The following is a 264-nucleotide window of genomic DNA, read 5'->3' as shown; positions in this document are numbered from 1 at the left end:
CTCCGCATATTGAAGAAGATGTAGCTTTTTCCTCGATGTCGCAGGACATGATGGGGCATGCTGTGATGCACTATCAGATGCTGGAGGATCTGGGGCTGGGAAAAGCGGATGATTTGGCACAGCTACGCGAAGCGGGGGCTTTTCGCAACGCGATTCTGGTAGAACGTAAAAACGGCACAGGCGAGTACGATGACAATCCTCACTACGATTGGGCATATGCCATTGTCCGCAGCTACGTCTACGGCTTGTATAAGCAGGTGAGAC

The 264-nt window shown here is 51.9% G+C and carries 1 protein-coding gene; it reads left to right on the top strand.

Annotated elements, in window-relative coordinates:
- Window positions 1-264 (top strand): Phenylacetic acid catabolic protein (locus SB775_RS30460; RefSeq protein ID WP_410864994.1); only part of this gene is annotated, 264 nt, incomplete at both ends.

It is taken from the genome of Peribacillus sp. SIMBA_075 (genome assembly GCF_046534585.1).
This window is presented reverse-complemented; position numbering and strand designations above follow the sequence as displayed.